Source organism: Sphingobacterium sp. UBA1897, from assembly GCF_002337775.1.
Taxonomy (GTDB): domain Bacteria; phylum Bacteroidota; class Bacteroidia; order Sphingobacteriales; family Sphingobacteriaceae; genus Sphingobacterium; species Sphingobacterium siyangense.
On sequence record NZ_DDGR01000027.1, the window covers coordinates 351,188 to 364,504 of the forward strand.

Sequence of the window (13,317 nt, forward strand, 5' to 3'; positions counted from 1 at the left end):
AAGGGAGCACATCTTTTAATTTACAGAACTAGACGCTCAAACAGCTCCTTCAATGTTGCTTCGGGGTCCTCACATAATCCGGGATGTGACGCCGAACATTGAATCAGGGTACTCCGCTTTGCAGTCAGCCATCGAAAGCGTTCGGTGATATCCAGTGCAGCAAGTTTGCCGGCATCTTTTTCGCCGTGGCAGATTCGTTGGAAAGATGAAAGATGATTTTCGATCAATTCCAATTCAATATCCGGACAAAGCGACCGTACCTTCTGTTCATTGACAAGATAAACCATCTTCGCAAAACGATACTTACGACAATAAAGAGCTACGCCTACATTGATAAATTCCTCTCGCTCCACCCGTGGTATCAAACGTACCACAGCATACTCATATACGGTCTTTTCTGGCATCTTCTATTTGTTTTACAAAAATGGATGAATTGGCTACACGCTGCTTCAGGAAAGAAACATACACTTCGCGCGCATCGGCTGCAGAGAGCTCACGTTCGGCATCTTCCAGCCATTCATCGGGTACCACCGCCAATATTCCGCGAAATACCGCCTCCGTAAAAACGGAACGGTATTCCTGATCTATTTTCTCCACCATACTAGCATTTTTGAGCAGTACGTGATCTTTAATCTGAACAAATGGTTTTAGGGATTGTTCTTCCCAATTATCCCAACTGTGATGAAAATATAAGGATGCACCGTGATCTATCAACCAAAGTTCTTTATGCCATATCAGCATATTTGTATTCCGCACAGTACGGTCTACATTCATCAAGAGTGAATCCAACCAAACAATTTTCGATGCTTCTTCCGCGCCGATAGCATCGACATTCGCGTCAAATGTGATGGCTCCACTCAGAAAATGAAGTCCCAGATTTTTGCCCACACTAAATTTGAGCAGATCCTGAATTTCTTCATCGGGTTCTGTACGGCCAAAGGATTCGTCCAACTCCGCAAATACAATTTCGGGAACTCTTAATTTGAGCAATCTTGCCAGCTCTCCACCGATCAATTCCGCAATCAATGCTTTTCGTCCCTGACCTGCCCCTCTAAATTTTATAACATAACTAAAGCCATCATCGGCATCGACTAATGCGGGTAAAGACCCCCCTTCCCGAAATGGCTGAACATATCGGATGATCTCTACTTCTCTAATAACAGGTTGTTGAAAATCCATGAATTTATATTTTTACTATCTTCAAAGTTGGCAATACACCTTGCAAACTGATCAAACTTATCTAAAGTTACCGATATTTAAACGTTTGAGGATATAGGAAACGAGAAATTCACGTCATGCACTTGCACGATGCTGTTGCCCCTAGCCCCTGCGAACTTTTAATTGTGGTAATATCCAAAATTATTGTTTATATTTTAGCAATAAAGCACAAATTGTACATTCATTTGACCGTTGGAAGTATTATTTTCTAATTATATTTGTAGTGTAATCACAACTTGTCTCATCAAGTTTCTTCAATCAACGATATGGATACCATTCAGGAATATAACAGTGTTATCAAACATTGTCAGGATTTATTTATTAAAAAAACAAAAGATTATGGAACGGCATGGCGGATTATGCGCCTATCTTCCATTACGGATCAGATTTACATTAAAGCACAACGTATACGCACGCTAGAAATCAAAAAGGTTTCCAAAGTGGGCGAAGGAATTGTTGACGAATATATCGGTATTATCAATTACTGTGTCATGGCCATGATTCAGATTGATTTGGGTGAAGATGGTGAAGAAAATTTGGATCCAACCTTTGTGAATCAGAAATATACAGAAAAGGTTACCGAGACCAGAGATCTCATGCTTGCCAAAAACCACGATTACGGTGAGGCATGGCGCGATATGCGTGTTTCTTCCATGACAGATCTGATCTTAATGAAAATACATCGCGTCAAACAAATTGAGGATAACGATGGACAAACCCTGGTCTCTGAAGGCATCCATGCCAACTATCAGGATATGCTCAATTACGCAGTTTTTGCATTAATTAAATTAGGAATCGCACAACAATAATCGGATTATGACAGCTATACAGCAGCAGCGTACCAAAACAAATTATCTTTTAGGATTTTGCCGGATTTTTACGGGACTTCTTTTCATATTCTCAGGTTTTATTAAAGCAAATGACCCGACAGGGTTTGGCTATAAGCTTCAGGAATACTTTGAGGTCTTTCATCTCACAGCTTTTAATGAATACGCTACTGCCATCGCTGTGGTAATCTGTGGTTTTGAAATTTTGTTAGGAGCACTGTTATTACTGGGGGTCTATGCGAATACCGTCGCCTGGGGCCTGCTACTACTGATTCTATTTTTCACTTTTCTAACCTTCTATTCGGCATTTTTTGAGGTTGTGACCTCTTGTGGCTGTTTTGGGGATGCCATCCCACTTACACCTTGGCAATCATTTTCTAAAGATCTGGTGCTCTTGGCGTTGATCCTTATTATATTTTTTAACCGAAAGCAATTACGATCAATTATCAAAGGATCAGGCAATCAATTCGTTGCTACTGTGATTACAGCGATTATCTCTTTAGGTATTGGTATCTATACCGTAAACTACCTCCCGTTTATTGATTTCTTACCCTACAAAGTTGGCAACAACTTACCTTCATTAATGGTGCTCCCTGAAGGCAAACAAGGCGATTTGTTTGAGCAAATCTATACCATGAAAAACAAAAAGACGGGTGAAACAAAAAAGGTCAATGACAAGGTCTATATGGCTGACAAGCTATGGGAAGATGAATCGTGGGAAATTATAGGTGAACCTGAGAGTAAATTGGTCAAAAAGGGATATGATATTCCTATTCCTGACCTCTTGATTACGGATGCCGACGGAGCAGACCATACGCAAGAAATCATTGCTAATCCTTATTACAATCTTGTTATCGTTGCAAAGGATCTTTCTTCGACCAACATTGATGCTATCCAAAAGATCAATCAGGCGGCCATCCAATTAACAAAAGATTATAATGGGCTTCGTGTTGTGCTATTGACTGCTTCGGCATCCAAAGATGCGCAATATCTGAGTGATAAAATGCAATTAATTGCGGAGATATTCTATGCCGATCTCATTCCTTTAAAAAGCATGGTCAGAGCAAATCCTGGTGTACTGCTCCTAAAAGGAGGCAACGTCGTCGGAAAATGGCACTATAATAACTTTCCGGATGCCAAAACCATTGAAGATAAATTTCTAAGTAAAGACAAATAGTACCTATGCCTAAACCTATATTTTTGATTGGTTATATGGGAAGTGGAAAAACTACCCTGGGTAAGAAACTTGCCACTAAACTCGAACTCCCTTTTATCGACACAGACGAGGAGATCGTAAAACAAATTGGCATGAGCATTACCGAATATTTTAGTCAACATGGTGAAGACGCATTCCGGGCATTAGAACGCGAGCAATTGCGTAAATTTTCTGAGAATGCTGCCGTAATATCTACCGGTGGTGGTGCCCCCTGTTTCTTTGACAACATGGAATGGATCAGGGCGAATGGATATGCCGTCTATTTACAGATGTCACCCAAAGCGCTTTTTGACCGTCTTTCTCAATCTAAACTACACAAAAGGCCCATTCTAATCGGAAAATCACCTGAGGAACTACGGCTATTTATTGAAGAGAAGTTGATCGAAAGAGAACCTTATTATACGCAGGCCCATCTGACAGTCGACCAATTAAATACCAGTGTCGAGGCACTAGCCGATCTGATTAATCAGCACAATAGATAGACAATGAATATACGTATACGCCACTACTTCCTTTTATTGATCTGCTTTATCGTAAGCAGTTGCTTTCGTAACGGAGCCAATACGGATGGCTTGCCAGTGGGTAAACGTATACAGCTCCAAAATGTGGAGGAATTATATCAGTTTTTGACCTATGACGATAATCGTTATCCATTGGTCAGTTTGCATCGTGGCGGCCCCGCATCTGGATACCCCGAAAATGCAATCGAAACGTTTTCCTATAATGCGAGCTTGCAGCCAGTCCTTGTTGAATGTGATGTTCGCATCAGTAAAGACTCAGCGCTGATATTAATGCATGACAATACGCTAAACCGAACATCCACCGGCAGAGGGCCCGTGAACGCCAGCAGTTTAGCTGAGCTTAAAAAGCTTCGTCTATTGGACAATAACAAAAAGATAACGCCATATAGGATCCCCACGCTGGAAGAAGCACTTTCTTGGGGAAAAGGAAAGGTAATCTTCACCTTAGACATTAAAAATGATGTCCCTTATGAAGCCGTTATCAATGCTATTCGCAAACAAAGGGCAGAATCTAGCGTAGTCATCATCACGTATAGTGCCAACCAGGCGGCCAAAGTGCACAGTCTGGCTAGCGACATCATGATTTCGGCCTCGGTCAATAACCTAGATGACCTTGCTCGTCTAAATGAAAAAGATATCCCCGACAATCGCTTGTTAGCCTTCGTCGGAACCCGTGAAGCAGACCCAGCATTAACCAAAGTACTACATGACCATGGAATCATGTGCATATTGGGTACACTGGGAAACTTAGACAGACAGGCCGATAAAAAAGGCTTTCAAGTTTATGCTGGATTTATTGATCGCGGTGCAGATATATTAAGTACAGATCGACCTACAGAGGCAGGGCGAGCGCTGAATTTCTACATCAAGAAAAGAGGAATTACTTCGAAATTTATTCAGTAAGATTCCTGGACTTGCGCCTAATTCTATTCGTTTAATACTTGGATTATCTCGATATATCCCTTCAATCTTTTTTAGCACGTACAATTCTCCCGATCAATTTATAGACCTCAAACCATAACACGGATGCAGCAGCCACGGAGAGCGCTATCCCCAATTCATATCCGCTCAGGGCTGCTACAGCAAAAAATTGGGCGACCGGAGCAACATATAATATCAGGGCTAAAAATAGAAGCACAGCGATCGAAATACCCACGAGCAGCAAGTTTCGGTTTTTAAAACTTTCAAGGATACTATAGTGGAAAGATCGGTTAGCATAACTCAGCAAAACATTGGCAAAGATTAAAGTAGTGAAAACCATAGCCCTCGTTTTTTCCTCAGTTCCCCCCTGCTGAACAGTAAACTGATAAACAAATAGAATACCTATGGTGATTATCAGACCTTGAACAATGCTTATTCCGAGCTCATTTATACTCAAAAAAGTGTCACCCATAGCTCTAGGAGGTCGCTTCATCGTATCCTTTTCAATAGGTTCATTTTCATATACAATCGAGCAGGTGGGCCCCATGACCAATTCGAGGAAGATCACATGCACAGGGCTAAAAATCTGCGGAAATACCCAGCCTAAAAACAAAGGTAGTGATACGGTCAAAATAATGGGGATATGAATAGAAATGATGTATTGAACCGCCTTCTTGATGTTTGCGTAAATCCTTCTTCCGGCCGCTATACCAATGATTAACTTTTGTAGATCGTCATTTGTGATAATCAATGCCGCGGCTGATTTTGCTATTTCAGTACCTTTATTGCCCATAGCAACGCCGATATGGGCCGCTTTTAATGCTGGGCCATCGTTTACCCCATCGCCAAGCATCGCCACAACCTCACCTTTCTTTTTCAGGGCATTTACAATAGCCAATTTAGCATCCGGAAACATTCTGGTAAATAAAGTTGTTTGCTCCGCTATCGACATAATTTCATCCTCGGACCTATTGACTATTTCACTGCCATTGATCGGCGGAGACAAAATACGAATTCCGGCCTGAGCCGCTATTGCTTTAGTCGTATCGGCATTGTCGCCAGTAATTACTTTGACTTTAATCCCGGCATCATAAATATCTTGGAACACTTCCTGGATACCTTTTTTGGGAGGATCATAAAATACGGTCAACCCTAAAAATTGGAACTCAAAATCCTGTTGCTTCGCGGGGAAATTATTGCCTTCGAATTTCGCTTTCCCCACACCCAATAGACGAAAGCCCTGCTCTCCATAGGATTTAACAATAGCCCTAATTTTATCTTTCTCACTATCGGGCAGCTTGGATACGCTAAGTATAGCCTCCGGTGCCCCTTTGGCAGCAATAATCCGATCTTTTCCTGTATTTTCGAAAAGATGGGTCATCATCGGCGGTTTACCATCTAAAGGATATTCATGAAATAATGCATATTCCTTTCTGAGGTCCTGCTTTTGCGTTTTTTCATATATTTTATGCAACGTAATTTCCATGGGGTCAAAAGGCACAGGCTCACTGCTCCACATCGCATAATCGATAAGCTCTCTTAAATCGGACTCATCAAACCTTTCCTGATCATAAGATGAATCCGTAGCATAATTATAGAGGTATTTCAATTGCATGGAATTCTCTGTAATGGTCCCGGTCTTATCTGTACAGATCACCGTTGTACTACCCAAAGTTTCAACAATACTGCTTCTTTTGATTATAATCCCCTCCCGCATGAGTTTCCATGCGCCAAGCGCCATAAAAGTTGTAAACGCAACAGGAATCTCTTCCGGCAATACAGACATGGCCAAAGTAAGTCCATTGAGCAAGCTCGCCACTAAATTACCACTGTCAATAAAACTGTATAGACATACGATTAAAAAAATTAGGATACCGACAATGGCCATTGCTTTTACAAACTTTTGGATTTGCACCTGCAACGGTGAAATTTCTTCCTTGATATTTTTGATCGATTCACCTATTTTCCCAACACGGGTCTCTTTACCGATTTCAGTAACTTCAAACACAGCCAGGCCTGAGACCGTAACCGTCCCGCCGTAGACCAGATTATCTTCAGATTTACTGTCCTTAAAGACGGAAAAACTCTCCCCCGTCAACGAAGATTCATTGACAGAAAAATCGTTACTATGTAGAATACGACCATCAGCGTTTATAATTCGACCTTCCTCTGTAATGCAGAGATCCCCCACAACAATCTCATGTGTTGGAATTTCACTAACCTTCCCATTTCGAATCACGGTGCTTAATGGTTCATTCAGCTTTTCCAATTCCTCCAGCGCTTTTTTGCTACGATTATCCTGATAAAAAGAAATTGCCGTAACAGCAACAATAGCAACAAACATAAATACAGCCTCTCCGTAATTCCCCACAAAAACATAAATCATCGAGATGATAATCAACAGAATCAGCATAGGCTCCTTCAAAATATCCACAAGCAGTTCAAACCATGTATTCTTGTGATTATTGCTCAATTGATTCCAACCATATTTAGCGCGAGAGGCATTAACCTCAGCTGCGGAAAGACCTTTCAGATTATCGGGAATATTATATGACATATCGAATGAACTAGGTTACCTAAATATAATGAATAATTCTTGTATCCAGGAGTTAAATCATCTGTCGACGATCATCTCCTTCACATGTAACATCATGTTACAATCTTTTATTTACAACTTTTACTTTTTGTAAAAAAGAAAGTCTACATGACTTATCAGCAACATATTAGCATAAAATTTACCTTCTAATACTTTTCTTTTATTGAATATTTCTATTACAATGATATATTTGCGCAGAAATTCATTTGGGGACTTTGAATTTTATATTAGCCAAAAGCAATTTTACGATCATTTTTCCAATAATGCCAAGACAGCTTCTTGCTATTGAAGTCCTTCTTTGCTACCTATGTTTTCAGATCATGTAAAACACAAAGAGAAGCTGGAAACTAAACATATTGTTAAAATATTTCTGTACCTATCGTTAGATATGGAATAGCATCTAAACTTGTTGTGGCCTCCATAATAGTATATTAATAATAAAAACAAGATGGTCATCTTAATTGCAGAAGATAATGAGTTGATATTACGGACAGTTCAATACAAACTGATCAAGGCAGGTCACGAGGTTATCACTACCACCAATGGAAAAGATGCAATTGAAAAGCTCAATACAATGGATCTAGATCTGATCATTACCGACATTATGATGCCATTTGCTTCGGGGATAGAAGTACTTTCTTCCATAAAAAAAATCGAGAAAAAAATCCCCGTTATTGTACTTTCCAACATGGGACAAGAGGAAGTCGTCATTGAAGCTTTTGACCTTGGCGCTTCAGATTTTATGGTGAAGCCGTTTAGTCCGGAAGAACTCCTGTTGCGGGTCAAACGACTGACGAGCAACAACATTTCAGCTAGAGCCATTCCAGATCGCCTGTAACGAAGAACGGGTAGTTTTCTTTACTTGAGCGTGCTTTCAATTGACTAAATCCATTTCTTCAATAATTTAAAAACTTTGCTCTTTTTAGCATAGGGTGGATAAATCAACGTAGAAACTGAAAATTTAGATTGAAACATGACAGCCCTTTCGTGTGAAAATGCCTTAAAGCCAAACTGCCCATGACAACTGCCCATGCCACTGCCATTGACACCACCAAAAGGCAAATGCGGGTTGGAAACGTGAATCAAAACATCATTCACACAAGCCCCTCCTGAGGACACCTGTTTCAGGATATATTGAATATTAGACTTGTTATTGCTAAATATATATAAAGCTAAAGGCTTTTCAGCGCGATTAATGAGTGCTAGAGCCTCTTGTAGGTCTTCATAGGTTACTATGGGAAGTATGGGACCAAATATTTCTTCTTGCATAATACTGTTGTCGGCCTTTACATCGATCAACAATGCCGGACTTAATGTCAGATCATCGTCTAATTGGCCACCTTCGCACAGTTTTGCCCCACATGCTGTTGCCTTGGCGATTAATGAAACAAGACGATTAGCGTGCTTTTGGTTAATGATCTTTGCGTAAACTGTTCGATCCAGCTGTCCATCTTCCGTAAAAAACATACTTTTAACCGCTTTTAGATAATAGTCTACAAATTCATCTTGCTTATCTTTAGGCAAAAGAACATAATCTGGCGCAATACAGGTTTGCCCTGCATTGATTAATTTTCCCCAAGCAACTTTATGGGCAGTCATTTCCAAATCTGCAGTCGCATCTAATATAACGGGTGATTTTCCTCCAAGCTCCAAGGTTACAGAACTGAGATTGCGGGAGGCAGCCTGCATAACCAGTTTACCTACTGCTGGACTCCCGGTGAAGAAAATATGATCAAAGGGAAGCGCTAATAGTGCTTCGGAAACAGGCTGTTCACCTGCAATACAGGCCACTTCCCGTTGATCAAATCCTTTGGTCAAGATCTCCCCAATAACTGCAGACGTGAATGGACTATGCTCTGAGGGTTTTAAAATCACACAATTGCCCGCTGCAATAGCTGAAATCAAAGGGCTCATTGTGAGCTGAAAAGGGTAGTTCCAAGGCGATATAATGAGCGCCGTACCCTTAGGTTGGTAGGTAATTGTACTTTTAGCAAGAAAATTGGTCATCGAGCGGCCAACCTGTTTAGGCTTCATCCATTTTCGTAAATGTCGTATTGCAAATGCTATTTCACCGTAAATAAACAATACTTCACTTATGGCGGCTTCACTTCTTGACTTCCGTAAATCTTTTTCGAGCGCCGCATAGATTAAATCTTCATGACTTTCAATAAGCGCTCTTAGCTTATAGAGTTTCTTTATACGCTCCTGTGCACTGCTAGACCGTAATTCATATTTAAAAAGCTGCTGCTGTTTAAATATGAAACCTATCTGATCCGTTAACGTCTCTATGTTCATACCAATTGAAGATCAATATTATTATTTTTTTGATGGCATATTATCGATCCATTGGCGAATCAGATCCACACCTTCTTTATGTATTATACTTCTGGCCAACTCCGGCATCGCTGTACCGGGTTCCACACTGTTCATCCGATAAAGCAGGATAGAATGCTTGGCATCTCCGGGAACTACATCAAAATCCAAGCCACCTGCTCCACCTCCAGCTGAAACAGGAGCTTTACCAATACCAAGGTGAGAAGGAATTTTCACATCATAATCCAGGAAAAGCCCCGTATTATAAGCGTCTCCCCCTTTGGTATGGCAATGCGCACAATTCACATCTAAATAGGCTCTTGCCCGTTGTTCCAAACTGAATTTGTTTTCATCGGTCCATATAGGCAATTGCGGTACTTTCTTTAGATCGGGCATATTGGACACCCGGCCAAGGGAAAGCCATTTGGCTAGTTGGTTGATCGAATCACCTAATCGCACAAAATTGAGGTTTCGGGCTTTAGCACACCTTGAGTAGAACAATACCTTAGAATATAAGGGTGGATTTATTTTTAGATTATCCTAAAAAAAGGACACTAAAAGAGAAGCAGTTACAAATCATTTATTGTTTGTCAAAATATCAAAAAAATCTTTGGCAAACTATTTGTTTGAACAGCGAAAGCTTTCTAATCGGAAACACACAACTTATATTTTTTTAAATTATCATGAAAAAAGTAATTCTACCTTTTCTAACACTTTTTACGCTACTATTTGTTGCTCATCAGCAAGCAAACGCACAAACTCCCTATCGGACAGCCATTGGTCTTGGAATAGACGTCGGCGATGGTCAAACATTATTCGGTCCACAGATAAAACACAATTTTGGTGGAAATGACGCTGGAAATGCACAAGTATTATTTGGAGACAATATTACTGTTATCGGCGTAGATTATTCATACAACAAACGTATTCCTGGATCTCGAGGTCTTTCATGGTACATTGGTGTTGGTCCACAAGTATCATTTATTGATTATGGTAAATGGCACGACGACTGGTATGACGACTACCATTGGAAAGATGGAAAAACACATACTGATTTTGCGATCCGTCCAGCTTTGGGTCTAGAGTTCAAAATACCTTCTGCACCATTGGCCATGCATTTCGACTGGAAACCTTGGTGGAATCTTTCTCATGGTTCTAATTTCGAGCCATCGCGTTTTTCTTTAGGATTTAAATTCGTTTTGAAATAGCATAACGCGAATACAAATAACAAAAATCCTGCTCATCATCGGTGTGCAGGATTTTTTGTTTTCACCATTAAGGTGTTTTTATCTTTACACCGACAAAGTATGTCCTTGGCATGTTGGGCCCATAAATGTAATTGCTATCGCGATTTTTCCCGGTATCAAAATCAGTTTGATACGCGTTAAAAATATTTTTTACCCCTGCATAAAGCTCAATGATATTTTTGTATTTCGGTAAGTTAAATGCATAAGCTACTTTACTATTGAGCTCCGAAAAGGCTCCTGTCCGTACCATTTGATCGTCAGGAAAATTATCTGCTCCCCCGACATGGGCAATACGCATATTTCCCGTGTAAACATAGTTTAAATTGACTGTCCAGGGTTTACTTGCTGTAATATTGAGGTTGGCAAAACCATATTCGTTGGGTGTCCGCAAAAATGATCGAATTGGAGCTACTCCTTCCAAATACGACACCGGACTATCATACTTGCTTTGCTGCACTGTCAATCCAGTTTCCAACTGAATCTTCTTAGCATAATTTGCACGTAATTCCAATGTTCCTCCGGCTACTGTTGCATTGTTTCCATTTCGCTTTTCAAAAATCTTCCCAAAATTATCTGCACCGATTTCCTCAAGTACAAATGCATTATTCAGATGCGTATAAAATCCTTCCAAGGTGAAGCCTGCTATCCACGTTTCAGTTGCTTTGTCGTAGTTTATCGAACCACTCAGGCTTTTTGAACGCTCCTCCCTTAAATCAGGGGATAACTGTACACGCGATACGCCGCCACCAGCAAACGCAATATGCAGGTCGGTGTCAAATGCCTGTGGCGCTCTAAAGCCGGTTCCATAGCTTAATCGAAATTGTGTTGTAGGGGCATATTTATAAAGGAGTGCTATTCGCGGACTGACAACAACTTTATGCAATAAATTATGTTTGTCAACCCGAACACCCGACAATACATTAAACTTAGCAGCCAAATCCCAATCACTTTGAAAGAAGCTTCCCCAATCTTTGGTATGCTGATCCACGAGATAATTATAACTCGGAATTTCGTCATAAACTTTGTCAGAAACATACTCCGACCCAATAGTCAATACATTACGACCATTAAAGAAATTGCGGATCTCATGATTCAATTGAAAACCTCCCTGAAGTGTTGTTGTTTTAGAATCCCCATAAGGTGGATGCTTGAGATGGTTTTCAATCGCCTCAGGATCATCTGGAAATACGCCGGTATAATGTTTTCTATTGGTATTTTGAAAAGCAGTATAGACGATGAATGCCGATTTATCTTGATTGAAGTTAATCTGATAATCCGTGCTTCCCATCCAAATTTTATGATGTCGCTCTTCTGACTGCTGTGTTAAATACGCAGGTTTATCGGTCATTTCACCACCGAACCGATATTCATTCAGGTTGCTTAAGGAGACTTCTAATTTTTGATTATCTGAAAACTGATAGAATGAATTAATTCCTAAAGAGGTATTTTCAATTTTGGGCATTTCAGAAAAATTATCACCATTTGCATCGTAGAAACCACGATCCCGCTTGTTAAAGAAGAATGAAGTTCCGGCATTCCCTTTCTCGTTGACCAATGTTGCATTACCCCCGAGGTTAAAATCATTTGTCCCCCCACCTATACGCTGATAGAAAGAATTGATTTCATAGCTGTTTGCCCGTGGGAGCTTTGTAATCACATTCACCGTTCCGCCAATTGCGCTTGAACCATACAATGAAGAGCCACCCCCGCGAACGACTTCAATTTTTTCAATCATATTGACCGGTAGTTGCTCCATACCATAGAGTCCCATCAACGGACTGAAAATTGGGCGACCGTTAATCAGAATCTGTGAATAACCACCCTGAAGTCCATTCATCCGCAATTGCGTATAGTTACAGGTCTGACAGTCTGTTTCTACGCGCAATCCGGGTTGAAACTTCAAACCCTCCGAAAGATTACACACTTGTAGATTGTCCAAAGTCTTGCTATCTAAAACATTTACCATTACAGGACTCTCTGTTTTGCGTTTAAATGTTTTGGTACCCGTTACCACAATTTCATCCAGTAAAAGTTCAGCCCCATCTAACTGAATATCTTTGGTCAATACCCCTGGACCGACTTTTACTGAATCACGGAATTCCTTAAATCCAATGTGTTTTACTTCCACTTCCCAGGTACCATGGGGGATACTTTCAACGATATATCTTCCCGAATTGTTCGACTTGGCACCTATCTGTAATTTTGGAATAACAACGGATGCTGCTCCTAACGGCATACCATTCTTATCGTAAACCTTACCATTAATCTTACCTGTCTGTCCAAAGGAAATAAATCCTGTAAGCACCATGGCAATTGTCAAATGAGCACTGTACACTTTCATCATGTTTTGCTTTTTTATATTTATAAATTTAGATAAGCAAATCTAACAAGTTAGATTAGACTAACAAAATAATTATAACATAATTATTAGACACGGCTAATATTTAATAAATTTGTC

General features: G+C 40.3%; 12 protein-coding genes. 6 read left to right on the forward strand and 6 right to left on the reverse strand.

The window, feature by feature from the left end; translation table 11 throughout:
- Window positions 1–20: 20 nt before the first annotated feature.
- Both B4N43_RS19865 and B4N43_RS19870 read right to left on the reverse strand, forming a co-directional pair.
- The gene (locus B4N43_RS19865) at window positions 21–404 is read right to left on the reverse strand and encodes a DUF3037 domain-containing protein (RefSeq protein WP_075991213.1); all 384 of its coding nucleotides are present in this window, start codon (window positions 402–404) and stop codon (window positions 21–23) included.
- Entirely contained in the window at window positions 382–1,179 is a 798-nt protein-coding gene (locus B4N43_RS19870; protein ID WP_120335285.1) for a HipA family kinase, read from the reverse strand. The genes B4N43_RS19865 and B4N43_RS19870 overlap by 23 nt, the downstream gene beginning before the upstream one ends.
- Before the next feature lie 305 nt (window positions 1,180–1,484).
- Here B4N43_RS19870 and B4N43_RS19875 point away from each other — a divergent pair, with 305 nt between their 5' ends.
- Genes B4N43_RS19875 through B4N43_RS19890 form a run of 4 tightly spaced genes read left to right on the forward strand, consistent with a single transcriptional unit; the run spans window position 1,485 to window position 4,685 of the window.
- Window positions 1,485–2,027, forward strand: a complete 543-nt coding sequence (locus tag B4N43_RS19875) for a DUF1599 domain-containing protein (RefSeq protein WP_088163452.1) — start codon at window positions 1,485–1,487, stop codon at window positions 2,025–2,027.
- A gap of 7 nt (window positions 2,028–2,034) precedes the next feature.
- The gene (locus B4N43_RS19880) at window positions 2,035–3,222 is read left to right on the forward strand and encodes a BT_3928 family protein (protein WP_120335284.1); all 1,188 of its coding nucleotides are present in this window, start codon (window positions 2,035–2,037) and stop codon (window positions 3,220–3,222) included.
- 5 nt (window positions 3,223–3,227) lie between these two features.
- Window positions 3,228–3,743: a shikimate kinase gene (locus B4N43_RS19885; RefSeq protein ID WP_120335283.1), complete on the forward strand. Its 516-nt coding sequence runs from the start codon at window positions 3,228–3,230 to the stop codon at window positions 3,741–3,743.
- Window positions 3,744–3,746: 3 nt separating this feature from the next.
- On the forward strand, window positions 3,747–4,685 hold the full coding sequence (locus B4N43_RS19890; RefSeq protein ID WP_286735965.1) for a glycerophosphodiester phosphodiesterase family protein: 939 nt from the start codon (window positions 3,747–3,749) through the stop codon (window positions 4,683–4,685).
- Window positions 4,686–4,746: 61 nt separating this feature from the next.
- Here B4N43_RS19890 and B4N43_RS19895 read toward each other — a convergent pair whose 3' ends face one another.
- Window positions 4,747–7,260, reverse strand: a complete 2,514-nt coding sequence (locus B4N43_RS19895; RefSeq protein WP_286735966.1) for a cation-translocating P-type ATPase — start codon at window positions 7,258–7,260, stop codon at window positions 4,747–4,749.
- 487 nt (window positions 7,261–7,747) lie between these two features.
- Between B4N43_RS19895 and B4N43_RS19900 the strand changes: the two genes are divergently transcribed.
- Window positions 7,748–8,137 (forward strand): response regulator transcription factor, encoded by a 390-nt coding sequence (locus tag B4N43_RS19900; protein WP_286735967.1) that lies wholly within the window; start codon window positions 7,748–7,750, stop codon window positions 8,135–8,137.
- 44 nt (window positions 8,138–8,181) lie between these two features.
- On the opposite strand, the gene B4N43_RS19905 is transcribed toward B4N43_RS19900, so the two are convergent.
- Together B4N43_RS19905 and B4N43_RS19910 are read right to left on the reverse strand one after the other, a co-directional pair.
- The gene (locus B4N43_RS19905; RefSeq protein ID WP_286735968.1) at window positions 8,182–9,594 is read right to left on the reverse strand and encodes an aldehyde dehydrogenase family protein; all 1,413 of its coding nucleotides are present in this window, start codon (window positions 9,592–9,594) and stop codon (window positions 8,182–8,184) included.
- Between the two features lie 21 nt (window positions 9,595–9,615).
- Complete coding sequence (locus B4N43_RS19910) at window positions 9,616–10,071, reverse strand: hypothetical protein (protein WP_286735969.1); 456 nt, start codon at window positions 10,069–10,071, stop codon at window positions 9,616–9,618.
- A 224-nt stretch (window positions 10,072–10,295) separates the two neighbouring features.
- Between B4N43_RS19910 and B4N43_RS19915 the strand changes: the two genes are divergently transcribed.
- Window positions 10,296–10,820: a hypothetical protein gene (locus tag B4N43_RS19915; RefSeq protein WP_070564708.1), complete on the forward strand. Its 525-nt coding sequence runs from the start codon at window positions 10,296–10,298 to the stop codon at window positions 10,818–10,820.
- A gap of 67 nt (window positions 10,821–10,887) precedes the next feature.
- Here B4N43_RS19915 and B4N43_RS19920 read toward each other — a convergent pair whose 3' ends face one another.
- Entirely contained in the window at window positions 10,888–13,203 is a 2,316-nt protein-coding gene (locus tag B4N43_RS19920) for a TonB-dependent receptor (protein ID WP_286735970.1), read from the reverse strand.
- Window positions 13,204–13,317: the final 114 nt, after the last annotated feature.